Below are 25672 nucleotides of genomic sequence, written 5' to 3' on the forward strand. Positions count from 1 at the left end.
GCTATCGGTGCTATCGGTGCAATCAGCGCATTGGTACGCAGATCATATGGGCGCCGGGCGGACTTCGCCCGGCCGAACGGGTGAATCCCCGTTCACCCGGGCACACGTTATCGCGTTATATCGCGTACGGCAGGCGGTTGTGGCGTCCGCTAGCTCATCACCTTGTAACCGGCGCTGTGCAGCGAGCGCGCGACCTCCGCGCAGTGCTCCGGGCCCTTCGTCTCCAGCTGCAGCTCCACCTCCACCTCCGTGAGGCCCAGCCGCGGGTCCGTCCGCACGTGGCTCACGTCCAACACGTTCGCATCCACCACCGACAACACCCCCAGGAGCCCGGCCAGGGCCCCCGGCCTGTCGGCCACCCGCAGCCGCAGCGACAGGTACCGGCCCGCCGCGGCCATGCCGTGCCGCAGGATCCTCTGGAGCAGCAGCGGATCGACGTTCCCGCCGGACAGGACGGCCACCACCGGCCCGTCGTCGTACCGTTCGGGTTCGCTCAGCAGCGCGGCCACCGGACTGCACCCGGCCGGCTCGACCACCAGCTTCGCCCGCTCCAGACAGAGGAGCAGGGCACTGGAGAGCGCGTCCTCCGAGACCGTACGCACGTCGTCGAGGAGCTCGCCAATGATTTTGAAGGGGACGTCCCCCGGGCGGCCGACCTTGATCCCGTCCGCCATCGTCGTCGGGTTGTCGATGGACACCGGATGCCCGACCAGCAGCGAGGGCGGGTACGCGGCCGCGCCCGCCGCCTGGACGCCGATGACCCTCACATCGGGCCGCAGCGCCTTCACCGCCACCGCGACACCGGCCGCGAGACCGCCGCCCCCGATGCCGACGAGGATGGTCCGCACCTCCGGGCACTGCTCCAGGATCTCCAGGCCCACCGTGCCCTGGCCCGCGATGATGTCGCGGTGGTCGAAGGGGTGGATGAACACCGCCCCCGTGCGCTCCGCGTGGTCCTGGGCGGCCGCGAGGGTCTCGTCGACGACCTGCCCGTGCAGGCGCACCTCCGCGCCGTACTCCCGCGTCGCGGCCACCTTGGGCAGCGGCGCCCCGACCGGCATGAACACCGTCGAGCGCACCCCGAGCAGGGAGGAGGCCAGCGCCACGCCCTGCGCGTGGTTGCCGGCGCTGGCCGCCACGACACCGGCCGCCCGCTGCTCGGGGCGCAGGCCCGCGATGCGCACGTACGCGCCGCGCAGCTTGAAGGAGCCGGTGCGCTGGAGGTTCTCGCACTTGAGGTGGACCGGGGAGTGCGTGAGGGAGGAGAGGTACCGGCTGCCCTCCATCGGGGTGATCCGGGAGACGCCGGACAGCATCTTCTGGGCTCCGCGGACGTCGTCGAGGATGACCTGCGGAACGGGACGGGGCACTCGGTAGTTCATGCCGCCAGTCTCCCAGTCCGGGGGCGGCCCGGCTCAGGGTGCGCGCGCCGCTCCCCGAAGGACTCCCGGAAAGGGGCCCGCGACGAGGGGCTCCCGACAAGGGGCGAAATCTCGCCATCCGGGACGGCTCCGGGCGGTCGTCCGGGACCGGCCGTATCAGTTCTCGTACGGGGCGTACGAGCCGCCGCACGGCCGCGTACTCTGTCCCCCATCCTTGTCGGACCCACGCGAAGAGAGCCCACGGCCATGCCTTCCTACCCGGCCAATTCCGACCTGCCCGCGGCGCCGGACGCGCCCGCCGGAGCGGGTCTCCTCGACGCGCTCCAGCACCAGGTCGCCGTCTTCGCGCGCCGCGCCGAGCAGACCCGCCTGGGCGGCGTCGGCCAGGCCCGCAACTCCATGGACCGGGCCGCGTACCTGCTGCTGAACCGGCTCGACCTGGAAGGCCCGATGGGCGTCAAGGCGCTCGCCGGAGGCATGGGCATCGACTCCTCCACGGTCACCCGTCAGGTCGCGCCGCTCGTCGACAGCGGCCTGGTCAAGCGGACTTCGCACCCGGAGGACGGGCGGGCCGTGGTCCTCGCGCTGTCCCCGCGGGGGCTGACGCGGCTGGAGGAGGTCCGCTCCTCGCGGCGCGAGCTGATGGCGCGGGTCACGGAGGGGTGGAGCGAGGGAGAACGCGAGTCGTTCACGGCGCTGCTGACCCGCTTCAACCTGTCGCTGTCCGAGCTGATGGCCGCCGTCGCCGACGCCGGCCCGGCCTCCTGACCGGCCTCCCGACCGGCCTCCTGCCCGAGCTCGCGACCGGGGTACGTCAGAACCCTTGACCTCGACGGTCCCGCTGCCCGCACTATGTGAACCATGCGGGCGGTGGAGCAACGCTTGGGCCCCTACGTGGAGTTCGAGGCCTTCGTCGCGGGCGCGGCGGGGCGGCTCCTGCACGTCGCGATCCTGCTGACCGGTGAACCGGAGGCGGCCCGCCGGCTGCTGGCGGGCGCGCTGGCCCGCACGTACGCCGACTGGCGGCGGGTACGCGGGGACGACCCGTACGACTTCACCCGCCGGGAACTGTGCACCGCGTTCGCCCGCACCGGGCGGCGTCACCTTCGGGGCACCGGACTGCTGGCCCGGCTGAGCCCGCTGGAGCGGCTCGTACTGGTACTGCGGATCTACGAAGGGGTCGCGGAGGAGGTCACCGCGGCGCAGCTGGGGCTGACGCCGGAACGGGTCCGCGCGGTGTGCAACCGGGCCGTGGCGGAGCTGCGGTGAGCGGCCTGCCGGAACGCAAGGAGGTCCGGGTGCGGCGCCTGCTGGAGGGCCCGTACCCGGTGGTCCCGCCGGGCCTCGCCGCGGGCGCGGCGGCGCGCGGGAGCCGCATCCTGCGCCGGCGTCGGACCCTTCGGCGCATCGGCTGGGCCGTCCTCCTGGCGGCGGTGGCCGCCTTCTGTGTCTGGGCCGCCCTGACCCGCCCGTGGGCTGTACCCCCGAGCGGCATCTCCCCACCCCTGGAACGCTGGTGACCCTGCGGGGTGGCCGCCACCGCCTGCCGGGCGCGGCTCAAGGATCCGGGGCTCCGCCCCGTACCCCGCGCCTCAAACGCCGGCGGGGCTGGGATTCGGCATCGGCAATCCAGCCTCGCCGGCGTTCGAGGCGCGGGGGTCCGGGGGCAGGGCCCCCGGCAACGGCGCCGCACCCGGCACGTCAACCGGCGCGGCACCGGCACCGCACTCCCCCACCGGGCCCGGGCAGAGCCCGGCAGGGGGTGCGGGGCGTCAGCCCAGGGCCTGGGTCAGGTCCGCGATCAGGTCGTCGGCGTTCTCGATGCCGACCGAGACGCGGATCAGGTCCGCCGGGACCTCGAGGGCCGAACCGGCCACCGAGGCGTGGGTCATGCGTCCCGGGTGCTCGATGAGGGACTCGACGCCGCCCAGGGACTCGGCCAGCGTGAAGATCTTGGTGCGGCCGCAGACCGCGACGGCCTCTTCCTCGCCGCCGGCGACCTGGAAGGAGACCATGCCGCCGAAGTTGCGCATCTGCTTGGCGGCGATCTCGTGGCCCGGGTGCTCGGGCAGGCCCGGGTAGAGGACCTTGGTGACCTTCGGGTGGCGCTGGAGCACCTCGACGATCTTCGCGGCGTTCTCCGCGTGCCGGTCCATGCGCACCGCGAGGGTCTTGATGCCGCGCAGCACGACCCAGGAGTCGAACGGCCCGGCCACCGCGCCCATCGCGTTCTGGTGGTAGGCCAGTTCCTCGCCGAGCGCCGCGTCCGCGGTGACCAGCGCGCCGCCGACGACGTCCGAGTGCCCGCCCATGTACTTCGTCAGCGAGTGCACGACCACGTCCGCGCCGAGCGCGAGGGGCTGCTGGAGGTAGGGGGAGGCGAAGGTGTTGTCCACGACCAGCTTGGCGCCGGCCGTCCGCGCGATGTCGGCGACGACCGCGATGTCGGTGATGCCGAGCAGCGGGTTGGAGGGGGTCTCCACCCAGATGACCTTGGTCTTCGGGGTGAGGGCCGCGCGCACGGACTCCGCGTCGGAGGTGTCGGCCACCGACCACTCCACGCCCCAGCGGGAGACGACCTTCGCGAAGAGGCGGAAGGTGCCGCCGTACGCGTCGTTCGGGATGACCACGTGGTCGCCCGGGGAGAGCAGCGTACGCAGCAGGCAGTCCTCCGCGGCGAGTCCGGAGGCGAAGGCGAGTCCGCGCCGGCCGCCTTCCAGCGCGGCGAGGTTCTCCTCCAGCGCGGTGCGGGTCGGGTTGGCGCTGCGGCTGTACTCGTAGCCGCCGCGCAGTCCGCCGACGCCGTCCTGCTTGTACGTGGAAACCTGGTAGATGGGGGGTACGACCGCGCCGGTCAGCGGGTCCGCCGTGTTGCCCGCGTGGATCGCGCGGGTCTCGAAGCTCTGGTGCTCGTGGCTGTCGTCGCTCATGGTCAGATGCTATGCCCCGGCGCCGTGTGCGGCCCGGGGGTCAGCCCCCTGTTGGCATCCGGCCATGTCGGTCTGGTTCGCTTGTGGCATGGAGATTCTGTGGTTCCTGTTCGCGGTCGGCTGGCTCGGGGTCGTCGTCGCTGTGTACGTACGGCGCAAGCGGGGCGGCGGCTTGCGCCTCGTCGATCCGGGCAGCGCTGACGCGGCCGACCCGGCGAACTACGGATTCGACCGGCAGGAGGACCTCGACGTCCGCATCCCCGGGCCCGACCAGGACCTGATGGACGCCCTCGACAACGTGCAGCGCACCGGCCAGTGGCAGGCCGCCTCCCAGCTGCTCGCCGGGACCCCGGTGGAGGGCGAGCAGCGCTGGCAGCGCGTGCAGTCCCTGGGCGGGGCCGCGGCGCTGGAGCTCGCGCAGCAGCCCGGTGTGGGCGCGCGGTGGCTGAAGGGCTGGCGGCTGGAGGCGGAGAAGGACGCGGGCGGCGCGCAGGTGCACGCGGAGCTGCTGGTGCAGCAGGCGTGGCGGGCCTCGGGCGGGGTCGGCTCCGACGACCACCGGATCATCCTGGAGGAGGCCCGGGAGGCGTGCCGCAAGGCCGCGCTGCTCGCGCCGGGCGACCCGGTCCCGTACATCACGGAGCTGGCGATCGCGCGGGGCCTGGGCTACTCGGAGGCCGAGTTCGACGAGCTGTGGGCGAAGGTCATCGACCGGGCGCCGGCGCACATGGGCGCGCACCTGGCGGCGCTGCACTACTGGTGCGAGAAGTGGCACGGCTCGCGGGAGAAGGCGGACGCGTTCGCGCACGCGGCGGCGGCCCGCGCCCCGCAGGGCTCGCTGCTGGCGGCGCTGCCGCTGTTCTCGGTGTACGAGAACCTCCCGGACGTGGTCCTGACCGGCGGTTTCCACCAGAGCGCGGTGGTGACGCGGGCCGTGGAGGGTGCGCTGTACGCGGTGCACACGGCGCGGCCGGACGACCCGATGTCGGCGCACGTACGGCACCTGCTGCTGCTGTTCCTGGTGAACATGGAACGCTGGGCGGAGGCGATGGAGCAGGTACGGCACGTGGACGGCTACGTGGGCGCCCTGCCCTGGTCGGCCTCGCCGGACCCGGCGGCGCACTACGCGGTCTTCCGCGCCCTGGCCGTGGCGGGCTACGAGGCGAACGGCGGCTCCCCGGCGACGCTTCCCCGGTAGGGGCGGGCCGCACGGCACTCCCACGCGGGCCCGGCACCGGGGCGGAGCCGGGGCCGGGCCCGCGACAGCCGCCCCACCAGCGGAAACCGTTCGGCCAATGAGGTTGCCGTAAGTGACCATCGGGCCGCATGATGCGGATCCGCACCGCACCACCGCACCTCGTCCCGGGGGGATCTGTCCACATGGGCGCTTCGCTGCGCGCTCTGCGCGCCCTCGTCCTGCTCGCAGGGTTCTACCTGCTCGGCGTCTTCCTGCTCGTCGCCCTGGCCGGCATCGACTACGCCGCCTTCGCGGCCGGCGGGCACGCGACCGCCGGCAAGATCACCGTCTTCTCCGTCGTCCTCGCGATCCCGATCGTGCGCGGCCTGTTCATGCTGCGCATGCCCAAGGAGGAGCCGCAGGCCGGCATCACCCTGAGCGTCACCCGGGCCCAGGAGCCCGCGCTGTGGGACGTCGTGCACGACGTCGCCCGGCAGGTCGGCACCCGCGCACCCGACGAGATCATCCTGATCGAGGACGTGAACGCGGCCGTCAGCGAGGATTCCTCGCTGGGCGGCCTGCGGCCCGGCACCCGCCGCCTCTACCTCGGCCTGCCGCTGATGATGGGCCTGGACGAGATGCAGTTGCGCGCCGTGCTCGCCCACGAGATGGGGCACTACGCCAACTTCGACACCCGCCTCACCCCTCTGATCGCCCGCGGCCGCGCCCAACTGATCCGTACCGTCGCCCACTTCCACGAGCGTTCCGCCGACAAGCAGGCCAAGGAGCGCGCCAGGCAGGAGCGGCACGCCGCCAAGCGGAGGGCCAAGGGCAAGAGGGTCACGATGGTCGACACCCCGGGCCTGGGTGCGACGTACCGCGGCATGGCCAGGATCTACACGGCGTACGGCAACTTCTACATGCGTGCCACCCTCACCACCTCCCGCCGCCAGGAGCTCGCCGCCGACCTGGCCTCGGTCCGGGTCGCCGGACGCGACGCCGCCGCGTCGGCGCTGCGCGAGATCAACGCCCTCGACTCGGCGCACGGCTTCTACATGGGCTCGTACGCCACCCTCGGCGTCGACGCCGGTCTGCTGCCCCGCCCCGGTGAGGTCTTCGGCGGTCTGCGCCGGCTCCTCGACGCCCGTCAGGCCGAGCTGGAGGAGATGCGCCGGGAGCTGTCCACGGAGCCCACCTCCCCGTACGACTCCCACCCCGCGCTCGCCGAACGCGTGGCCACGATCGAGGCCCTGCCCGACGACGGCCGCGGCCGGCAGAGCGCCCGCCCCGCCTTGGACCTGCTGGCCGACGCGGACACCGCGCTGGCCGCGCTGGAGCAGGCGGTGCTCACCCCCGAGGCGCTCGCGCTGAAGCGGCTGGACTGGGAGGACCTGGTCCACGAGTCGATGACCCTGTACGTCGCCCGGGGCGCGGAGAACATCCGCGAGGCCCTGGCCGCCGAGGGCGCGGGCCCCGGTCTCGCGGCCCTGCTCGACGCGATCGACGCCGACCCGGCGGTGCGCTGGCGGATCGCCGACCGGTTCCCGAAGTCCGAGCAGGCGGCGGCCGCGACGGGCCGCGCGGCCCGCGAGTTCTCCCGCCCGGTGCTGCGGCGGGCCGTGAACCAGCTGGTCACGGTGGAGCTGACGGCCCGCGGTGCCGCCCGCTGGCAGCTGTCCTGGTCCGAGTCGGCCACCCTGCGCTACCCCGCCGACGGCTTCGAGGAGCAGCTCGACCTGGCTCTGGACGCGGCCGTCGCGGACCAGGCCGACACCGAAGCCCTGCGAAAGCTGGTGCTTGCCCCGTGATCGGCCTCTACATCCTGGGCGCCATGCTGCTGTTCGGCGCCTTCAAGATCCTGCGCGGCGTCTACTTCCTCCGCAAGGCGAAGCGGCTGGAGGCGGAGACCGACCGGCTGAACGCGAGCACCGAGGCGATCCGGGCGCGAACCGCCGACGACGAGGCGGCCGCGGCGGCGGAGATCGTCGCGCTGGGCTTCGTACCGGGCGATGAGATCGACACCGAGAGCCTGATGCCGGAGCCCGCCGACCAAGCGGCGGCCGTCACCGCGGTCCGCTCCGGGGACTGGCAGGCAGGCGCGGACTGGATCGCCGAGACAGGACACGACTGGGAGGAGCGCCTCCACCGCGTCGGCGTGCTGGGCGAAGAGGCCGCCGAAGACGACGCCTGGCTGCTGGCCTGGCGGGCGGCCCGACCGGGCGACCCCACCGCGGCAGCGGTCAACGCCGACGCCGCCGTCACACTGGCGTGGAAGCTGCGCGGCGCCGCGGTGTCGCAGCACACCACGCAGGAGCAGTTCCGACTCTTCCACCAGGCGCTCGGCAAGGCCCAGGAGGCGGTGCACGAGGCCCAGCGGGTCACGGACCCGGCGGATCCCGTGCCCTACATCGTCGAACTGCGCATCGGACGCGGCCTGGGCTACTCCCACGAGCGGTTCCGCGACCTGTGGGAGCAGGTCGTCAAGCGCGCGCCGAAGGTGCAGGCGGCCTGGATCCAGGCTCAGCAGTTCTGGTGCGCGAAATGGTACGGCTCGCACACGCTGGCGCAGGAGTTCGGCCGCGAGGCGGTCGAGCGGAGCGAACCGGGGGACCTTCTGTCGCTGATCCTGCTGCGGGGGTACTTCGAGCACGAGGACCGCGAGGAGGATCTGGATCCGGACGTCTACTACAAGCAGCCGGAGATCGTCGCCGCGGCGACGACGGCGCTCGCGGACATCGCCGCCGCGTCCGATCCGGCCGACCGGCGGGTCGTCCGTCTGCGCCACATGCTGGCGTGGGTCCTGTACTGGCAGGACCGCTACGAGGAGACCGTCGAGCAGTTCCGGCACATCGACGGGTACTGCGGCGTGGAGCCCTGGTTCTACCAGTCGGGGAGCAAGGCGTCCTTCCTGAAGACGCGCGACTTCAGCGTCCGCCGGGTGACGCGCGGGGCGTGACGCGGAGCCCGGCGGCGGCGGGTCGGGGAATCCCGGCCCGCCTCCGTCCGTTGAGGGGGTACCGAAGGAGGCGACCCATGTTCTCGTACCGCCGCACGCCCGAGCTCCCCACCCGCGAGGAGGCCCTGACGGGCCGCGCGGAGCCGATGTTCTCGCTCCCCGACCGCCACACGGTCCTCGGCAACCCGCTGGCCGGCCCGTACCCCGCGCACCTGGAGGTCGCGGACTTCGGCCTGGGCTGTTTCTGGGGCGCGGAGCGCAAGTTCTGGCAGACCCCCGGGGTGTGGACCACCCTGGTCGGCTACCAGGGCGGCTTCACGGAGAATCCGACGTACGAAGAGGTCTGCTCGGGCCTGACCGGCCACACCGAGGTCGTCCGGGTCGTCTTCGACCCCTCGCTGGTCTCCTACGAGACCCTCCTGAAGCTGTTCTGGGAGTCCCACGACCCCACCCAGGGCTTCCGCCAGGGCAACGACGTCGGCACCCAGTACCGCTCGGCGGTCTACACCCACTCCCCCGCCCACCAGAAGACGGCGGAAGCCTCCCGCGAGGCCTACCAGCAGGTCCTGACGGGTTCGGGCTACGGCCAGATCACCACGGCCGTCCTCCCGGCCTCGGCCCGCCCCTTCTGGAACGCGGAGGCGTACCACCAGCAGTATTTGGACCGCAACCCGGGCGGCTACTGCGGCATCGGCGGCACGGGCGTGAGCTGCCCGATCGGTGTCGCCACCGCGGAGTAGCCAAGACAGCCGGGGGTCAGACCACCGTCACGTACGGCTGCGCCCACGAGGTGTGGTCGTAGGAGGTGCGGGCGTTGGCGTCCTCCACCACCAGGTGGAGGAGGCGGATGCCCGTCACGTCCAGGTCGATGCGGGCCGGGCCGCCCGCGCCGGTGAGGGTGGCGGTGGTGTGGAGGGTGCGGCCGTCGCCGCGGACGATGGCACGGGTGGCCCCGACCGAGGACTGCTTCGTCGAGAAGTCGTCGATGCCGACGAGCGCCGTGAAGCGGGAGGCGCGCCCGCCCAGGTGGTAGACGATCTCCGAGGGCGCGTGGACGCCGAGGCCCTTCGCGTACGTCACGCCTCCGAAGGCGATGGGGGTGCCGTCGCCCGCCGCCTGCTTGCCGTTGGAGCGGTCGATCTCGACCGGGCCCCAGCCGTTGGCGGCCGAGACCCACGGCAGGTCGCTGAGGTAGCCGTCGCGGGTGGGCGGGGCCGGGAGCGGCGCGTAGCTGACGGGGGCCGTGAAGCGGAGCGCGGATGCGGTGGTGGCCTGCGGGGTGAGCCGGCCGGCCGTCGCCCCGGGGGCGGTCACCCGCCAGGTCGTGGTCAGTGCCTCGCCGGGCGCCAGGGAGGCGACGGCGGCCGGTGTCGTGGCGGTGGCCGTCCAGCCGGCCGGGACGGGGAGGGTCGCGCGTACGTCCGGCCAGGGGCGGGCCGTGCCGTTCGAGACGGTCGTGGTGACGGTGCCGGCCGACGCGTCCGCGACCGCCGTCAGTCCCCATGCGCGCCGCGCGTACGTGTCCGCCCAGGAGGCGCGCAGGAGGGCGGTCAGGGACGAGACGACCGACGGGTTCGCCGCGGCCACGTTGTTCTTCTCGGCGAGGTCCGTCGTGAGGTTGTAGAGCTCGAACGCCCATTGCGAGTCCGGCACGGTGCGGTCCCGTGCCGGGGCGAACCGTACGGCCTTCCACTGGTCCTTGCGGATCGCCTCGGCCACCTGCTTCGCACGGCCGCCGTCCTGGGTGTTGGCGCGGCTGGTGACGCCCTGCTCGTCCCGGTACCAGTACAGGTGGTTGTGGAGCGGCGCCAGATCCCCCCGGCCCGAGAGGACCTGGGCCGCCGAGAGTCCGTCGATGTCCGAGGGGGCCGGTGCGCCTCCCGCGAGGTCGGCGAGGGTGGGCAGGACGTCGTACAGCGGGGTGGGGCGGGCGCTGGTGGTGCCCGCGGCGATCCGGCCCGGGGCCCAGGCGATCAGCGGGACGCGCACCCCGCCCTCGTACAGGTTCCGCTTGTAGCCGCGCAGCGGGCCGTTGGCGTCGAAGAGGTCGGGGTTGACGCCGCCCTCCTCGTGCGGGCCGTTGTCGGAGGCGATCAGGAGCACGGTGCGCTCCGCGATGCCGAGGGCGCGGAGCCGGTCGACGATCGTGCCGACCTGCGCGTCGAGGTGGCTGATCTGCGCCGCGTGCGCCTTGTTGGCCTGGGTCCAGGACTGCGCGGCGTACGCGCCCGTGTCGGGGATCTCGCTGGGGGCGTGCGGGAGGTTCGGGGCGAGGAAGAGGAGGAAGGGGTCGGCGCCGGTCGCGTGGGTGTCGATGAAGGCGAGGGCTCGCTCGGCGATGGCGTCGGGGGCGAAGGTGCCCGCCGGGACGGTCTCCTTGGCGCCGTTGTGCCAGAGGTAGGTCGGGTAGTACTCGTGGGCGTGGCTGTGGTCGATGTACCCGTAGAACTCCTCGAAGCCGCGCGCCGCGGGGTGGCTGGGCTGGTCCGCCGCCTCGGGGCCGAAGCCCCACTTGCCGAACAGGCCCGTACGGTAGCCACGCGCCCGGAGCACCTCCGCGAAGGTGGTGTCCCCGGCGCCGAGGCTGCCCTGGCCGCCGCCGGCCGGGTTGGCGCGGACGGCGGCGTGGCCGGTGTGCAGGCCGGTGAGGAGTGCGGCGCGGGAGGGTGCGCAGACGGCGGCCGCGGAGTAGGCGTCGGTGAACCTGAGCCCCTCGGCGGCGAGTCGGTCGATGCGCGGGGTGGTGATCAGCTTCTGGCCGTACGCGCCCAGGTCGCCGTAGCCGAGGTCGTCGGCCAGGATCACCACGAGGTTGGGGGGACCCGAGGGGTCGGCGTCGGCCGCCTCCGGGGCCGCCGGGGCCGCCGCCGCGAGCTGCGGCAGGGCGGCGAGACCGGCGGCCGCCGCGGATCCGGCGAGGAAGTGGCGGCGACTGGGCATCGGGAACTCCTCGGCTGCGGAAGGGCGTTGGAGTGATCATCCGCAGCGGGCGCCGCCGGGGCCATGCACGGGGCATGAAGAACATGTGACACGACGCAGGCGCGAAGCGCGCGACTGGCGGCGGTTGCCTACAGCGTGAACTGGAAGTAGGCCGCGGCGCGTTCGCGGCGGTAGCCGAGGGCCTCGTTCACCCGGCGCATGGGGGTGTTCTCGTCGGCGACCGTCGTGGCGATCTGCCGCAGGGCCGGGTGGCGCCGGGCGGCCAGCGCCTGCATGTGGCGCTTGACGGTCCGGCCGAGGCCGTGGCCCCGGTGGGCGGGGACGACGACGGTGTCGTACTGGAGCGCCCGCGGGCCGGCCGGATCGGGCAGGACGAGTTCCGTGTAGGCCGCGACCTCTCCGTCCGGGGTCACGACCGCGACCGTGGTGAGCTCGCCGCCGCGGTCGAGGATCAGCTGCTGCGCCGCGTGGAGCTTGCGCGCCGACCAGGTCTCCGTCTGCTCGTCCACGTCGCCCGTGGGCGCGTCCTCCATCGCGCCGTGGGCCGTGGCGAGCGGCCCGGCCCAGTCGTCCGGGGCCAGGCCGTGCCAGGTCTTCAGCTCGTACCCCGGCGTGGGCTCCTCCTGCGGCTGCGGCTGCGCCACGTCCTGTACGTACCAGGCCATCGGCAGGACGTTCTCGAAGCCGAGGGACTCCGCGAACGCCTGTCCCGGGCCTCCCAGGTCCACCAGCGTGGAGACCGAGGTGCGGCCGTCGGCGAGGAGTTCCTCGCGGACCCGCTCCCACAGGGCCGTGCCGACGCCCCGGCGGCGGGCGTCGGGGTGTACGGCCAGCACGTCGAGGAACGCGGTCGTCGCGTTGGCCTCGTCGGAGAACAGGACCATGCCAGCCACGGCGGTACCGTCGTCGGTCGCCCACCGTGCGGCGCGCCCGCGCGCCGGTTCGACGCGCAGCCGGCCGCCGACCTCGACGCGGGAGGGCGGCGGCAGCTGCGGCAGGTCGGTGGCCGCGGCGGCGGCCACGACCGCCAGCCAGGCCTCCACCTCGGGGTCGGTCAGGGGCGCGGCGAGGGATCGGATCGTCATGCCGAGACCCTAGACCGGCGCCTGCCCCGCAGGTCAGGGGTTTTCGCGCCGGGCGCGCCGCGCGCCGCGGCCGTCCAGGGGGGGGGCGGCGGCGGCCCGGCGAGCGGCGGCCCGGCGAGCGGCAACGGAAAAGGCGGGGACCCCCTGGGGTCCCCGCCTTCCGTACCGGTTCAGTTGGAACGTGCCGCCGCGGACGTCAGACCGCGGAGCCCGCCTTCCAGTCGGCCCAGCTCATGTTCCAGCCGTTGAGGCCGTTGTCGGGCGTGATGGTCTTGTCCGGGGAGTTGACCACCGTGACCACGTCGCCGATGAGCGAGTTGTCGTAGAACCACGCCGCCGGCTGGTCGGGGTCGTTCGCGCCCTTGGCGTCGTTCAGGCCGACACAGCCGTGGCTGGTGTTGACGCTGCCGAAGACCGAGTCCGCTCCCCAGTAGTTGCCGTGGATGAAGGTGCCGGAGGTCGACAGCCGCATCGCGTGCGGGACGTCCTTGATGTCGTACTCGCCCTTGCCCTCTTCGTTCTTGAAGCCGACGGTCGAGCCGTCCATCCGGGTCTCCTTGAACTTCTCGGAGATCACCATCTGGCCGTTGTACGTCGGGTTCTGCGGGGAGCCCGCCGAGATCGGGATGGTCTTGAGGACCGCGCCGTCCCGGTTGACCGTCATCTTCTTGGTCTTCGTGTCGACCGTGGAGACCTGGCTGCGGCCGATCTTGAAGGTGACGGTCTTGTTCTGGACGCCCTGGACGCCGGGCGCGCCCTGCACGCCTTCGAGCGCGAGCTTCATCGTGACGGTGGAGTTCGCCTGCCAGTAGTTCTCCGGGCGGAAGTCCAGGCGCTGCGGGTTGAACCAGTGGCCGACGACTTCCTGGCCGCTGCTGGAGGAGACCGTGATCGCCGCCTGGACCGCCTTCTTGTCCCTGATGGGCTTGTTGAAGGTGATCGAGACCGGCATGCCCACGCCGACCGTCTGGCCGTCGTCCGGGATGAACGAGCCGACGAAGCTGTTCTCCGGGGAGAGCGTGGTGAACGAGGCGTTCTCGTGGGCCTCGCGGCCCGCCTCGTCCTTCGCGGTCGCCGACAGGGCGTACTTCGTCGAGCGCTTCAGGGCGGCGTCGGGCTTCCAGCTCTTGCCGTCGGCGGCGATCTTGCCGGAGACGGCGGTGCCCTCGGAGGTCTTCAGCTCGACCGCGGTGAGCGTTCCGTCGCTGACGGCGACGTTGGCCGCGTCGTTGAGGCCGACGTTGGTGGCACCGTCCTTGGGCGTGATCGTGATCTTGGCCTTGGAGGCGTCCTTGGCCGCCGCGGCGTCGACGTCCGCCTGGGACTTGCTGCTCTCGCTCGCGTTCGGCTTGTCACCGCCCCCGCCGTCGTTGCACGCCGAAAGCACCAGTACGCCACCGAGCACGGCGGATATGGCCATCAGAGACCTTCTCCGCCGCTTGCTGTCCGTCCTCACACGCCACTCCATCGTTGCCGGAAACCCCGGGGCTGCCGTCCCGGGGTTGGGCCGGGCAGGGGGAGTCGCCCCCTGCCTCGCCCTGACAACGCGCTAACTCCGCGGATCGGTTCCACATTCCATTCGGATGTGGGCAACCGCACGGTCAGACGTTGTCGGGTTGTTCGTCGAAGTCCCCATCTTCCTCGTCGATGTCCCACTCCATGGACTCGGGGTCGTATTCGACGGGCTCGCTGCTCCACGAGGCCTGTGCGAGCTCCACTCCGGGGATCTCCGCGACCAGGTCGGTGGGGTCGACGAGGTAGGCGAGGGCCTCCGATTCGTCCTCCCGTACGGCGGCTTCGGCGTGGCCGCGTTCCTCGTCCGGCATGAACTCGTCGGCCTCGATGTGGGCGAGCGCGGCTCCGGTGAGTGCCTGGGAATCCGGCACCTCCAGCACCAAATCCACCCGAAGCCGTACATAACGTGATGTCTCAGAAGGGTTCATACGACGGAGAGTAAGCCCGCGGAACCCCCGGCTTTCCCACGACCCGCCCCTTTCCGTAGCATCACCGCACACGGCCAATTCGCTGCTTCCGCAAGGGGGATCGCACCGTGTCCGCACGCCGTCCACTGCTCACCGCTCTCGGAGCGACCACCCTCCTCGGCGCCCTGTGGTTCGTACCCTCCGCGGGCGCCACCGCACCCGGGCCCGCGACGGGCCGCTCCGGCGCGCCGGCCGCCGCCGACACCCCGCGCTCGGCCCCGCCGGCCGCGCGCCGGGATTCCGCTACGGCTCCACAGTTGGAGTCCGTGACGCTCGCCGACACCGGCTCCGTCGACACCACGCCCTACCTCCTGGGCGGCACACTGCTCCTCGGCGTCGGGGCCGGCTTCGTGACTTTCTCCGTGCGCCGCTCCCGGACCTTCTGAACCCCCCGAGCGCGCACGCGAAGAGCCGCCCGGGCGGTTGCCCGGGCGGCTCTCACGCTCGTGCTCGCGGGGACCCTCGCGGGGACCGCCGTCAGGCGAGCGGACCCGTTTCCGTCTCCACGGCGGCGACGAGGGCACCGCTGCGGACGAACTCGTCGGCTGCGGCCAGGTCGGGGGCGAGGAAACGATCCGGCCCGGGACCCTCCACACCGGCCGCACGGGCCGCCGCGATGGCCGCCCGGCTGGCCGGGGCCGCGGTGAGCCCGTGACGCAGCTCGATGGCCCGGGTGGCCGCGTACAGCTCGATCGCGATGATCCGGGTCAGGTTGTCGACGGCGGTACGGAGCTTGCGCGCGGCCGACCACCCCATCGAGACGTGGTCCTCCTGCATGGCGGAGGAGGGGATCGAGTCGGCGGAGGCCGGCACCGCGAGCCGCTTCATCTCGCTGACCAGGGCGGCCTGCGTGTACTGGGCGATCATCAGACCGGAGTCCACGCCGGCGTCGTCCGCGAGGAACGGCGGCAGGCCGTGCGAGCGGTTCTTGTCGAGGAGCCGGTCGGTGCGCCGTTCGGCGATCGACCCCAGATCCGCGGCGGCGATGGCCAGGAAGTCCAGGACGTAGGCCACGGGCGCGCCGTGGAAGTTGCCGTTCGACTCCACGCGCCCGTCGGGCAGCACGACCGGGTTGTCGACGGCGGAGGCCAGCTCGCGGGAGGCCACCAGGGCGGCGTGCGCCATGGTGTCGCGGCCCGCGCCGGCCACCTGCGGGGCGCAGCGCACGGAGTACGCGTCCTGCACGCGCGGGGCGGACTCCTCCTGGAAGTGCCCGGTGAGCCCGGAGCCCTTCAGGACGGCGGCCATGTTGGCGGCGGAGGCGCCCTGGCCGGGGTGCGGGCGGATGGCGTGCAGCTCGGGCTGGAGCACCTTCTCGGTGCCGAGCAGCGCCTCCAGGGTCAGCGCGGCGGTGATGTCGGCGGAGGTGTACAGCTTGGCCAGGTCCGCGAGGGCCATGACCAGCATGCCGAGCATGCCGTCGGTGCCGTTGAGGAGGGCGAGGCCCTCCTTCTCGCGGAGCTCGACCGGCTCGATCCCGGCTTCGGCGAGCAGCTCGCCGGCGGGTCGGACGGTCCCGTCCGGGCCCTCGGCGTCGCCCTCGCCCATGAGCGCGAGCGCGCAGTGGGAGAGCGGCGCGAGGTCGCCGGAGCAGCCGAGGGAGCCGTACTCGTGGACGACGGGCGTGATGCCCGCGTTGAGCATGTCGGCCATGGTCTGGGCGACGGAGGGGCGCACGCCGGTGTGACCGGAGGCGACGGTCTTGAGCCGGAGGAACATCAGCGCCCGGACGACCTCCCGCTCGACGCGCGGGCCCATGCCGGCGGCGTGCGAGCGGACGATGTTGCGCTGGAGCTGGGCGCGCAGCTCGGGGCTGATGTGCCGGGAGGCGAGTGCACCGAACCCGGTGGACACGCCGTAGACGGGCTCGGGCTTGGCGGCGAGGCCCTCGACGATCTCGCGGGCGCGGGCGAGCGCGTCGAGCGCCTCCGCGGACAGCTCGACGCGTGCGTTGCCGCGGGCTACGGCGATGACGTCCTCGGCGGTGGTACCGGACGTCCCCACCACGACAGTGTGCATATCCATATTCAGCAGCGTACGGACTGAATCGCGCCATGTCACTAGTGACTTCCACCAGGACCCCTTACGGCCGCAGCCTCCCCGCCGCGCGGGGCCTCACGGGCCGCCGCCCATCCAGCGCCGGACGGTCGGGCCCGACACCGCTCCGGGGGCCCCGCCCCCACGCCCCCGCCCCTCAAACGCCGGCGGGGCTGGTTCTCGGCTGCGCCGAGCTTTTGCCTACCGCCCCGAACACGGCGCTCCGCGCCCGCGCCTCACACGCCGGCGGGGCTGAAATCACCCTGCGGCCAATCCAGCCCCCGAACCCAGCCCCGCCGACGCTCGAGGCACGGGGCCCGGGGCGGAACCCCGAATCCAGCCCCGCCGACGCTTGAGGCACGGGGCCCGGGGCGGAGCCCCCAATGCAGCCCCGCCGGCGCTCGAGGCACGGGGCCCGGGGCGGAACCCCGAATCCAGCCCCGCCGGCGCTTGAGGCACGGGGCCTGCGGCGGAGCCCCCAATTCAGCCTCGCCGGCGTTTGAGGCGCGGGGTCTGGGGCGGAGCCCCAGGGGGCCCGGGCGGAGCCCGGGGGCGCTTGCGCGGCGGCGGCGCAGACGAGGACGCCACCCGGCCCGGGAGGGCTACGGGCGGCCCCGGAAGCGGCGGCGTTCGCCCGAGGCGGCCTCGGCGGCGGCGTCCGCCATCCGGACCACCGCGGTGTCGCGCCCGGCGACGACCGGCTTCGGGGAGCGCGCCGCCTTCGCCTTGTACTGCGCGGCGTCCGCCAGCCGGAACAGCCGCCTGGAGGACTTCACCGGCCCGATCGGATCCCCGGTGGAGGCCACCCCGCAGGCCACCCCCTCACCCAGCTCCAGCTCGGCCGCCCGGGCACACAGCTCCTCCGTCACCCGTACGACCTCGTCCGCGCTCGGCCCGACCCCCACCAGGCAGAACTCGTCGCCTCCCAGCCGCGCCGCCAGCGCGCCGGGGAGTATGGCCCCGCACAGGCTCAGCACCGACCCGAACCGCTCCAGCAGCCGGTCGCCCATCGCATGGCCCAGGGTGTCGTTGACCTTCTTCAGCCCGTTCAGGTCGCACACGACGAGGCTCACCACCGCGCCCGTGCGCCGGTGTTCCTCCAACGCCTCGTCGAGCCGCATGTCGACCGCCCGCCGGTTCGCGAGACCGGTCAGCGGGTCCGTGAAGGCCAGGCGCCGGGCCTCCTCCAGCCGCTCGTTCTGGGCGAGGCCGGCCGCCACGACGGCCGCCAGTACGGTCGCGAACTCCGCGTCGTCCGCGTCGAAGTCGGGCAGACCCTCGTCCCGGGCCACGTACAGCTCGCCCCAGGCCCGCCCGCTGAGCACGACGGGCGCGACCACGCACGTCCCGCGCCCCCGCCGGCGCAGGGCGGCGCCCCGCCGCCCGGGGCGGTCGCCGACGGCGCTCTCGACCCAGGCATGGGGACCGCCGCCGCCCGCCCAGCGTTCGTGCAGGAACTCGGTGATCTCGGGGAAGTCGTGCACGGGGTAGGACTCGTCCTCGGGAAACTCCTCCTCCCCCGCCCGCCGCTCCCCCTCGTTCACGAGCACCCGCAGGCGCCCCCGCTCCCGCTCCCACGCGGAGATCGCGGCGAACGACCCGTCCAGCGCCACCCGCGCGCCCCGCGCGGCCGCCCGCACACTGTCCCGCGGCGTCGAGGCCGCGGCCATCGCCTGCGCGAGGCCCACCACTGCTCGCAGCCGCCCGTCAACTCCCATCACCACAGGTTAGGGAGTTTTGTCTGATTAGTAACAATCGGCGCGACTTTAGGTGCCGGGAAGATCACGAACGGTGATCACCCGGAGGTCGTTCGGAGCGCTCACTCACCCGGCCAGTTCGGCTTGCGCTTCTCGTTGAACGCCGCCACGCCCTCCGCCCGGTCCCCGGAGAAGGCCACCGTCCGCCAGGCCGCGTCCTCGATCTCCAGGCCCGCCGACAGGTCCATCCCGTGCCCCAGCCGCAGCGCCCGCTTGGCCGCGCGCAGCCCCACCGGGGAGTTCGCCGCCATCCGGGAGGCCAGCGCGAGGGCCTCGGCCGTGTCCTGCCCGGCCGCCACGACCGAGTCCACCAGGCCCAGGGACAGCGCCTCGGCCGCCTCCACCCGGCGCGCGGTGAAGATCAGCTCGGCCGCTCGCGCCGCGCCCACCCGGCGCGGCAGCAGCTGCGTACCGCCGCCGCCGGGGATCACGCCCACCGACACCTCGGGCAGGCCCACCACGGCCGTCTCGTCGGCGACGATCACATCGCAGGCCAGGGCCAGCTCGAAGCCGCCGCCCAGCGCGAAGCCGTGCACGGCCGCGATCGTCGGCATCGGCAGCTCCAGCACGCCCCCGTACGCGCCCCGCGTGGTCGGCCGCTGCCGCACGAGCTCGGCGTCCGACAGCGAGTTGCGCTCCTTGAGGTCCGCGCCCACACAGAAGGCCCGCTCGGCGGTGGAGGTGAGCACGACGACCCGCACAGACGGGTCCCCCGCGAGGGCGGCGCAGGCGGCGCCGATGGACCGGGCCATCTCCGTCGACACCGCGTTCATCGCCTTGGGCCGGTCCATCGCCAGCTCCGCGACGTGCCCGTCGCCTTCCCGACGTACCGCGACGAACTCTCCGAAGCGCTGCTCAGACATGCCTGCGACCCTCCCGGTTAACGAGCGTTATCGCCGCACTGTAGTCCGGCATCCCGCCACCGGGTCAAGAACCCTGCCCCCGTGACGGGTCCGGGCGGAGCACGGGGGCTTTTCAGCCTCGCCGGCGTTTGAGGCGCGGGGTCCGGGGCGGAGCCCCGGGGAACAGGGGGCACCTCCCAGCGGTAGCTGGGGGCGGAAGGGCGGGTCGGGGACCGCTCCGCGCAGCGGCACCCGCTCCGGGGCCGCGCCTACGGGCCGCCGGGGCCGGGCGCGCGCCGGGGCACCTCCTCGGGCGTCGAACGTGACGAGGCGGTGCGAAGTGCGGGGTGGTCGCGTTCGACGCCCTGCGGGGGCACCCCACCGCACACCCGACCCCGACGGCACGGGGGTGTCACATGGGCCGCACCGCCGAGCACCCCGCCGGCGCGGGAGTGCGGGGCCCGGGAGGTCTGCGCAGCAGGCTCCGCACCCGGAGGTCAGCCCTGCGTCCTCGGCTTCCTCCGCGAGAGCGACCACGGCTCCACCACGCCCAGGCCACGCACCGGCCGCTGCCACATCGGCTGGAGCGCGAAGCGGTAGGAGCCGCCGCCCTCCTCGGCCTCGGCTTCCTTCTCGGACACCGGCGCCGCCCCGGTGCGGCCCAGTTCCTCGGCCATCGCCCCGTCCACCAGCACCGCGTCCTTCGGCGCTATCGAGGTCAGCCGGCTCGCCAGGTTCACGGTGGTCCCGAAGACGTCGCCCATGCGGGTCGTCACCGTGCCGAAGGCGATCCCGACCCGCAGCTCCGGCATCTGGGGGTCGACTTCCATCGTCTCGATCAGCCGCAGCGCGATCTCCGCCGCCGTCGCCGCGTCGTCGGCGCAGTACAGCACCTCGTCGCCGAGGGTCTTGATCAGCCGGCCGCCGTACGCGGCCACCAGGTCCGCCGAGGTCGTCTCGAAGGACTCGACCAGCTCGCCGAGTTCCTCCTCCTCCAGCCGCCGCGTGAGGCGGGTGAAGCCCACCAGGTCGGCGAAGCCCACCGCGAGGCGCCGGTCGACCATCTCCTCGTCGTCCGCCACCTGCACCACCCGCCCGGTGGCGGCCGCCAACTGGCGCCGCCACACGTAGACGAGGAACTCCTCCAGCTCCGGCAGCAGCAGCTCGACCAGCGGGTACGTGACCTCCGTACGGGTCATCCCCGGCTCCGGCGGCTCCGTGAGCCCCTCCAGGAAGGAATCGATCTGCCATTCGGCCAGCCGGGCGGTGGTCTGCCCGGTGGACCGCGCCACCTGCACCGCCATCGGCTCGGACAGCAGCCCGGCCTCCACCAGACCGGCGAGCCGGCGCAGCGCCAGTACGTCCGCCTCGGTCAGGGCCTTGGCCTGGCCGATGTCGGCGAAGCCCATGGCCCGCCAGAAGCGGGACGCCAGCTCCATCGACACCCCGGCGCTGCGGGCGGCCTGGAAGGGCGTGTACCGGCGCTCGGCGCCCAGGATCAGCTGCTCCAGCCGGATGGCGAGCGGATCCGCCGTCGGCTGGACCGTGTGGTCGACCTCGTGGTGCGGGGTGTGCTGGTCCCGCCCGATCGGGGTGCCGGGGCCCGTCGGCCCGGGGGCGGGCGCGCTGGACGTAGAGTCGTCGACGGTCAAGGGCCGCCTCCTGTCCATTGCGTGCGCACTGCCGTGCCGAGCCGGTGGTCACCACGAGTACCGGGATCGCCTAAACCATACGGCAGGTGTGCCGTAGCTCACTCCCCACTCCGCGGGGAATTCGGCCCCGCCCGCCCCGGAGGCCCCGGAACCCGCGTCCGGAGCCCTCCCGGCACGCTGCCGCGGGCAAGAAGGCCTGATCCGGGGCTGTCAGTGGACGGACCGGAGGTGCACCACATCACCTGCGGTGACCGCTTCGTGGCGGTTCTCGGCGGTACGGATGACCAGGCGTCCCTCCGCGTCGACCGCTTCGGCCGTTCCGGTGAGGGTGCGCCCGCCCGGGAGATCCGCGCGGACGTGCCGGCCGAGGGTCGCGCAGCCCGCCGCGTAGGTCTCCTGGAGCCCGCTGGCGGCCGGGTCTCCCCCGGCCTCGCGCCAGTCCCCGTACCACTGCTCCAGAGAGCGCAGTACGGCCCTCAGCAGCGGGTCGCGGTCGGTGACGGCCGCCTTGGCCAGGGACAGCGAACCGGCCTCCGGGACCGGCAGCTCGTCCTCGGTCAGCGTCACGTTGAGCCCGATGCCGACGACGACCCCGTCTCCGACCCGCTCGGCGAGGATCCCGGCGGTCTTGCGCTCCTCCCCGTCCACGGTGACGAGGAGGTCGTTGGGCCACTTGAGGGCGGTGTCCACGCCCGCCGCCCTGGACAGCCCGGTCGCGGTGGCCACCCCGGCGAGCAGGGTCAGCCACCCCCAGCGCTCCTGCGGCACCGCGTCGCCCGGCTTGAGGAGTACGGAGAAGAACAGCCCCGAGCGGGCCGGCGCGACCCAGCTCCGGTCGAGCCGCCCGCGTCCCGCGGTCTGTTCCTCGGCGACGAGCACGGCCCCGTCGGCCAGCTGCGCCGCCCGGGCCGCGAGATCGGAGTTGGTCGACCCGGTGGCCGCGACGACCTCCAGGGAGGTCCACAGCCCCCCGTCGGTGACGAGGGCCCGCCGCAGGGCCTCTTCGTTCAGCGGCGGCCGCTCCAGGCTGGACCAGCGTCCGGCGGGAGCTCCTCCTGATGCATCTGACGCCATGATCGGATTCCTTATGTCGCCGTGTGTGATCCATTGACCCGGGCTCGTGTTCGGATCATGACCGACCCTAGCTTCCGGGCCGTGGGGAATTCTGAGGTAAAGAGAGCATTCAGGTTCCGTTTCTACCCTGACGACACACAGGCAGCGGAGCTTTCGAGGACGTTCGGGTGCGTTCGGAAGGTCTACAACCTGGCACTGTCCGCCCGCGCCGACGCCTGGTCACGCCAGGAACGGATGACCTACGCCCAGACCTCCGCAATACTCACCGCGTGGAGGCAGACCGAGGAACTGGCCTACCTTGCCGATGTTTGGAAGTGCGAGAGCTGCGGGACGGCCCACGACCGGGACGAGAACGCGGCGATCAATCTTCTGGCCGCCGGGCCGGCGGTGTCGGCCTGTGGAGCGGATGTAAGACCTCACCGGGGATCCCCCCGGACCGGGCAACCCGTGTCGAAGCAGGAAGCACTACCCGTGAGGGTGGGATCCCCTTCCCCTAGGGAAGGAGGCGAGGCCAAGCAAGCCACATCAGGTGTGTCAAACGCCGCACTGCCGGGCGCCATGCCCGCCGATACGCTACGCACCAGTAGCCAGCAGTAGTCAATCAATTGACCAGGCCGTTGACACCACGCAGGGAGCCGCGACCCCGATGCCACAACCGTCAGAGCCGATCGACATGCACACCACCGCGGGCAAGATCGCGGATCTGCAGCGCCGCATCGAGGAAGCCACCCATGCCGGTTCCGCCCGCGCGGTGGAGAAGCAGCACGCCAAGGGCAAGCTGACGGCTCGTGAGCGGGTGGCCCTGCTGCTCGACGAAGGGTCCTTCGTCGAGCTGGACGAGCTCGCCCGGCACCGCTCCACCAACTTCGGCCTGGAGAAGACCCGTCCGTACGGCGACGGCGTCGTCACCGGCTACGGCACGGTGGACGGCCGCCCGGTGGCCGTGTTCTCACAGGACTTCACCGTCTTCGGCGGGGCCCTCGGCGAGACCTACGGCCAGAAGATCATGAAGGTCATGGACTTCGCGCTGAAGACCGGCTGCCCGCTCGTCGGCATCAACGACTCCGGCGGCGCCCGCATCCAGGAGGGCGTCAGCGCGCTGGGCATGTACGGCGAGATCTTCCGCCGCAACGTGCACGCCTCCGGTGTCATCCCGCAGATCAGCCTGATCGTCGGGCCCTGCGCAGGCGGCGCCGTGTACTCCCCCGCCATCACCGACTTCACGGTCATGGTCGACCAGACCTCGCACATGTTCATCACCGGCCCGGACGTCATCAAGACGGTCACCGGCGAGGACGTCGGCTTCGAGGAGCTCGGCGGGGCCCGGACCCACAACAGCACGTCCGGCGTCGCCCACCACATGGCGGGCGACGAGAAGGACGCCATCGAGTACGTGAAGTCGCTGCTCGCGTACCTGCCGTCGAACAACCTCTCGGAGCCGCCCGCCTTCCCCGAGGAGGCGGACACCGAGGTCTCCGACCTCGACCGCGAGCTCGACGTGCTGATCCCCGACAGTGCGAACCAGCCGTACGACATGCACACTGTCATTGAGCACGTGCTGGACGACGCGGAGTTCCTGGAGACCCAGTCGCTCTTCGCGCCGAACATCCTGACCGGCTTCGGCCGGGTCGAGGGCCACCCGGTGGGTGTCGTCGCCAACCAGCCGATGCAGTTCGCCGGATGCCTGGACATCAACGCCTCCGAGAAGGCCGCGCGCTTCGTGCGGACCTGCGACGCCTTCAACATCCCGGTGCTGACGTTCGTCGACGTGCCGGGCTTCCTCCCGGGCACGGACCAGGAGTACAACGGAATCATCCGGCGCGGCGCGAAGCTGATCTACGCCTACGCCGAGGCCACCGTCCCCCTGATCACCGTCATCACCCGCAAGGCCTTCGGCGGCGCCTACGACGTCATGGGCTCCAAGCACCTCGGCGCGGACCTCAACCTGGCCTGGCCGACCGCCCAGATCGCCGTCATGGGCGCGCAGGGCGCGGTGAACATCCTGCACCGGCGCACCATCGCCGAGGCGGAGGCCGCCGGCGAGGACGTGGAGGCCGTCCGCGCCCGGCTGATCGCCGAGTACGAGGACACGCTGCTGAACCCGTACACGGCGGCCGAGCGCGGTTACATCGACGCGGTGACCATGCCGTCCGAGACCCGGGCGCACGTGGCGAAGGGACTGCGGCAGCTGCGCACCAAGCGGGAGTCCCTGCCGCCGAAGAAGCACGGCAACATCCCCCTCTAGGACCGGGAGGCAAATCCAGTGGTCATCAAGGTCGTCAAGGGGAACCCCACCCCGGAGGAGCTGGCCGCCGCACTGGCGGTGGTCCAAGCGCGCGCGGCGGCGCTGGCTTCCACGCCGTCGGGCGCTCCCCGGGTACCGGACGAGTGGTCGCGGCCGGCCCGGGTGGCGCGCCGCCGCGTGCCGCGCCCGGGGCCGCGCGCCTGGGGTCGTACGTACTGGCCCGCCTGATCGGATCCGGCGGATCTGATGCGAACGGACGGTGGCGCCTGAGTACCCGTACTCAGGCGCCCCACCCGTCCGCGGGGACAGGATCGGGGCATGCTCTGGTCCGACCCTGAGAACGAGCCGCCCAAGGACATGCGCGACGCGCAGGCGATGGTCCGGCGGATGACGGTGGTGCTCCTCCTCGCCATGCTCGTGGCGGTCTACGTCCTGGGCGTAGGACCTTTCTGAGGGCCGCCCCCGTCGGCCTACGATGGCGGGCATGACGACGTCTTCCCCCCGCAAGCTCGTGCTCGCCTCCGCCTCCCCCGCCCGGCTGAACCTGCTGCGGCAGGCGGGGCTCGCCCCGCACGTGATCGTCAGCGGCTTCGACGAGGACACCCTGAACCACGACGAGCCCGCCGCCCTGGCGCTGGCGCTGGCCGAGGCGAAGGCGGCGGTCGTGGCGGGCCTGGAGGAGGCCGCGGGCACGCTGGTCATCGGCTGCGACTCGGTGCTGGAGCTGGACGGCGAGGCGCTGGGCAAGCCGGCGGACGCCGAGGAGGCCACCGCGCGCTGGAAGTCGATGCGCGGGCGGTCGGGCGTACTGCGCACCGGGCACTGCGTGATCGACACGGCGAGCGGCCGTCAGGTCTCGGCGACGGCGTCCACCACGGTCCACTTCGGCGAGCCGACGGACGCGGAGGTCGCGGCGTACGTGGCCAGCGGCGAGCCGCTGCACGTGGCGGGGGCGTTCACCCTGGACGGCCTGTCGTCGCCGTTCATCGAGGGCATCGACGGGGACCACGGGAACGTGATCGGGCTTTCCATGCCGATGCTGCGCTCACTGCTGGGCGAACTGGGTGTATCCATCACGGATTTGTGGGCTTGAGCTCCCCGACCGGTCCGGCGGCGGGCGCCTGCGCCCGGTCCTCGTAGAGGAGCAGGGTCAGCACCAGCAGGCAAAGGATCAGCATCATCGCGGCGAAGGCGGCCCAGCCGACCAGTACGACGGTGAGGATGCCGAGCACCCCATGGGTGACGGCGGCGGCGACGATCACGATGCGCGCGAAGCGGCCGGGCCGCCGGTCGCGGACCGCGGCGACGGCGGCGAACACCGCACACAGCAGGAGGAAGGCACCCATGCCCGCCCCCAACCCGTAGGTTGCCTTGGACATGACATCCGGGTCGCTGCCCGCGATGGACATCGACTGGTTCGCGGTGGTCCGGCCCAACACGAGGTGGACGAGTACGAGCACTGCCGCTTCCGCGACCAGTACGATCGCGGCCAGTCCGGCCACGAGTCTGCGCAGCACCTCGCCCCCACCCCCCACGCGTCACAAGCCCGTTCGACGCCTGGAGGCTACTAACGGGTAAACGTGCGGACAAGGGGTCCGGGCCGGTTCGTTACG

Annotated in this window: 25 protein-coding genes and 1 pseudogene; 14 read left to right on the forward strand and 12 right to left on the reverse strand. The window is 72.8% G+C overall.

Going from position 1 to position 25672, the window contains the following annotated elements; genetic code table 11:
• Window positions 1–149: 149 nt before the first annotated feature.
• Window positions 150–1382 carry a threonine ammonia-lyase gene (ilvA, locus tag ACIQ5Y_RS10535; RefSeq protein WP_403877764.1) on the reverse strand — a complete coding sequence of 411 codons (1233 nt, stop codon included), beginning with the start codon at window positions 1380–1382 and terminating at the stop codon, window positions 150–152.
• A gap of 246 nt (window positions 1383–1628) precedes the next feature.
• Here ilvA and ACIQ5Y_RS10540 point away from each other — a divergent pair, with 246 nt between their 5' ends.
• The 3 genes from ACIQ5Y_RS10540 to ACIQ5Y_RS10550 all read left to right on the forward strand — a co-directional run bounded on the left by ACIQ5Y_RS10540 (window position 1629) and on the right by ACIQ5Y_RS10550 (window position 2902).
• Window positions 1629–2150: a MarR family winged helix-turn-helix transcriptional regulator gene (locus ACIQ5Y_RS10540; RefSeq protein WP_403877767.1), complete on the forward strand. Its 522-nt coding sequence runs from the start codon at window positions 1629–1631 to the stop codon at window positions 2148–2150.
• Window positions 2151–2243: 93 nt separating this feature from the next.
• A complete protein-coding gene (locus tag ACIQ5Y_RS10545; RefSeq protein ID WP_403877769.1) occupies window positions 2244–2651 on the forward strand; it encodes a sigma factor-like helix-turn-helix DNA-binding protein in 408 nt (135 codons plus the stop codon).
• The gene (locus ACIQ5Y_RS10550; protein WP_403877772.1) at window positions 2648–2902 is read left to right on the forward strand and encodes a hypothetical protein; all 255 of its coding nucleotides are present in this window, start codon (window positions 2648–2650) and stop codon (window positions 2900–2902) included. The genes ACIQ5Y_RS10545 and ACIQ5Y_RS10550 overlap by 4 nt, the downstream gene beginning before the upstream one ends.
• 252 nt (window positions 2903–3154) lie before the next feature.
• On the opposite strand, the gene ACIQ5Y_RS10555 is transcribed toward ACIQ5Y_RS10550, so the two are convergent.
• Window positions 3155–4312, reverse strand: coding sequence for a cystathionine gamma-synthase (locus ACIQ5Y_RS10555; protein WP_403877775.1), 1158 nt, complete (start codon window positions 4310–4312; stop codon window positions 3155–3157).
• An 88-nt stretch (window positions 4313–4400) separates the two neighbouring features.
• On the opposite strand from ACIQ5Y_RS10555, the gene ACIQ5Y_RS10560 reads away from it, so the two are divergent.
• The 4 genes from ACIQ5Y_RS10560 to msrA all read left to right on the forward strand — a co-directional run bounded on the left by ACIQ5Y_RS10560 (window position 4401) and on the right by msrA (window position 9185).
• Window positions 4401–5510: a hypothetical protein gene (locus tag ACIQ5Y_RS10560; RefSeq protein WP_403877778.1), complete on the forward strand. Its 1110-nt coding sequence runs from the start codon at window positions 4401–4403 to the stop codon at window positions 5508–5510.
• 182 nt (window positions 5511–5692) lie between these two features.
• Window positions 5693–7297, forward strand: coding sequence for a M48 family metalloprotease (locus ACIQ5Y_RS10565; RefSeq protein ID WP_403877781.1), 1605 nt, complete (start codon window positions 5693–5695; stop codon window positions 7295–7297).
• Window positions 7294–8445, forward strand: a complete 1152-nt coding sequence (locus ACIQ5Y_RS10570; protein ID WP_403877784.1) for a hypothetical protein — start codon at window positions 7294–7296, stop codon at window positions 8443–8445. The genes ACIQ5Y_RS10565 and ACIQ5Y_RS10570 overlap by 4 nt, the downstream gene beginning before the upstream one ends.
• A gap of 77 nt (window positions 8446–8522) precedes the next feature.
• Window positions 8523–9185, forward strand: a complete 663-nt coding sequence (msrA, locus tag ACIQ5Y_RS10575; protein WP_403877787.1) for a peptide-methionine (S)-S-oxide reductase MsrA — start codon at window positions 8523–8525, stop codon at window positions 9183–9185.
• A gap of 16 nt (window positions 9186–9201) precedes the next feature.
• Here the strand turns inward: msrA and ACIQ5Y_RS10580 are convergent, their stop codons facing one another.
• The 4 genes from ACIQ5Y_RS10580 to ACIQ5Y_RS10595 all read right to left on the reverse strand — a co-directional run bounded on the left by ACIQ5Y_RS10580 (window position 9202) and on the right by ACIQ5Y_RS10595 (window position 14356).
• Window positions 9202–11385: a sulfatase-like hydrolase/transferase gene (locus ACIQ5Y_RS10580; RefSeq protein WP_403877790.1), complete on the reverse strand. Its 2184-nt coding sequence runs from the start codon at window positions 11383–11385 to the stop codon at window positions 9202–9204.
• 128 nt (window positions 11386–11513) lie between these two features.
• On the reverse strand, window positions 11514–12470 hold the full coding sequence (locus ACIQ5Y_RS10585) for a GNAT family N-acetyltransferase (RefSeq protein WP_403877793.1): 957 nt from the start codon (window positions 12468–12470) through the stop codon (window positions 11514–11516).
• 196 nt (window positions 12471–12666) lie between these two features.
• Window positions 12667–13938: an Ig-like domain-containing protein gene (locus ACIQ5Y_RS10590; RefSeq protein WP_403877796.1), complete on the reverse strand. Its 1272-nt coding sequence runs from the start codon at window positions 13936–13938 to the stop codon at window positions 12667–12669.
• 133 nt (window positions 13939–14071) lie between these two features.
• Complete coding sequence (locus ACIQ5Y_RS10595; protein WP_385364200.1) at window positions 14072–14356, reverse strand: hypothetical protein; 285 nt, start codon at window positions 14354–14356, stop codon at window positions 14072–14074.
• A 164-nt stretch (window positions 14357–14520) separates the two neighbouring features.
• Here ACIQ5Y_RS10595 and ACIQ5Y_RS10600 point away from each other — a divergent pair, with 164 nt between their 5' ends.
• Entirely contained in the window at window positions 14521–14838 is a 318-nt protein-coding gene (locus ACIQ5Y_RS10600) for a hypothetical protein (protein WP_403877799.1), read from the forward strand.
• Window positions 14839–14929: 91 nt separating this feature from the next.
• On the opposite strand, the gene hutH is transcribed toward ACIQ5Y_RS10600, so the two are convergent.
• The 5 genes from hutH to ACIQ5Y_RS10625 all read right to left on the reverse strand — a co-directional run bounded on the left by hutH (window position 14930) and on the right by ACIQ5Y_RS10625 (window position 21814).
• Entirely contained in the window at window positions 14930–16471 is a 1542-nt protein-coding gene (hutH, locus tag ACIQ5Y_RS10605) for a histidine ammonia-lyase (protein WP_403878190.1), read from the reverse strand.
• Window positions 16472–17091: 620 nt separating this feature from the next.
• On the reverse strand, window positions 17092–18207 hold the full coding sequence (locus ACIQ5Y_RS10610) for a diguanylate cyclase domain-containing protein (protein WP_403877802.1): 1116 nt from the start codon (window positions 18205–18207) through the stop codon (window positions 17092–17094).
• 101 nt (window positions 18208–18308) lie between these two features.
• A complete protein-coding gene (locus ACIQ5Y_RS10615) occupies window positions 18309–19109 on the reverse strand; it encodes an enoyl-CoA hydratase/isomerase family protein (RefSeq protein WP_403877805.1) in 801 nt (266 codons plus the stop codon).
• 476 nt (window positions 19110–19585) lie between these two features.
• Window positions 19586–20740 carry an adenylate/guanylate cyclase domain-containing protein gene (locus ACIQ5Y_RS10620; protein WP_403877808.1) on the reverse strand — a complete coding sequence of 385 codons (1155 nt, stop codon included), beginning with the start codon at window positions 20738–20740 and terminating at the stop codon, window positions 19586–19588.
• A 210-nt stretch (window positions 20741–20950) separates the two neighbouring features.
• A complete protein-coding gene (locus tag ACIQ5Y_RS10625; protein WP_403877811.1) occupies window positions 20951–21814 on the reverse strand; it encodes a biotin--[acetyl-CoA-carboxylase] ligase in 864 nt (287 codons plus the stop codon).
• Window positions 21815–21871: 57 nt separating this feature from the next.
• Between ACIQ5Y_RS10625 and ACIQ5Y_RS10630 the strand changes: the two are divergent.
• The 6 genes and pseudogenes from ACIQ5Y_RS10630 to ACIQ5Y_RS10655 form a co-directional block, all read left to right on the forward strand.
• Window positions 21872–22123 (forward strand): annotated as a pseudogene (locus ACIQ5Y_RS10630) (helix-turn-helix domain-containing protein); the annotation flags it as partial.
• Window positions 22103–22411, forward strand: coding sequence for a zinc ribbon domain-containing protein (locus ACIQ5Y_RS10635; RefSeq protein ID WP_403878193.1), 309 nt, complete (start codon window positions 22103–22105; stop codon window positions 22409–22411). The pseudogene ACIQ5Y_RS10630 and the gene ACIQ5Y_RS10635, both read left to right, overlap by 21 nt.
• Window positions 22412–22460: 49 nt before the next feature.
• Window positions 22461–24059, forward strand: coding sequence for an acyl-CoA carboxylase subunit beta (locus tag ACIQ5Y_RS10640; RefSeq protein WP_403877813.1), 1599 nt, complete (start codon window positions 22461–22463; stop codon window positions 24057–24059).
• A gap of 18 nt (window positions 24060–24077) precedes the next feature.
• The gene (locus ACIQ5Y_RS10645; RefSeq protein ID WP_403877816.1) at window positions 24078–24287 is read left to right on the forward strand and encodes an acyl-CoA carboxylase epsilon subunit; all 210 of its coding nucleotides are present in this window, start codon (window positions 24078–24080) and stop codon (window positions 24285–24287) included.
• A gap of 90 nt (window positions 24288–24377) precedes the next feature.
• A complete protein-coding gene (gene mmpB, locus ACIQ5Y_RS10650; RefSeq protein WP_376661733.1) occupies window positions 24378–24512 on the forward strand; it encodes a morphogenic membrane protein MmpB in 135 nt (44 codons plus the stop codon).
• A 22-nt stretch (window positions 24513–24534) separates the two neighbouring features.
• A complete protein-coding gene (locus tag ACIQ5Y_RS10655) occupies window positions 24535–25152 on the forward strand; it encodes a Maf family protein (RefSeq protein WP_403877820.1) in 618 nt (205 codons plus the stop codon).
• On the opposite strand, the gene ACIQ5Y_RS10660 is transcribed toward ACIQ5Y_RS10655, so the two are convergent.
• Entirely contained in the window at window positions 25133–25576 is a 444-nt protein-coding gene (locus ACIQ5Y_RS10660; RefSeq protein ID WP_403877823.1) for a hypothetical protein, read from the reverse strand. The genes ACIQ5Y_RS10655 and ACIQ5Y_RS10660 overlap by 20 nt on opposite strands.
• Between the last annotated feature and the right edge of the window lie 96 nt (window positions 25577–25672).

The sequence above is a fragment of the Streptomyces sp. NPDC096339 genome, assembly GCF_044762985.1.
Lineage (GTDB): Bacteria > Actinomycetota > Actinomycetes > Streptomycetales > Streptomycetaceae > Streptomyces.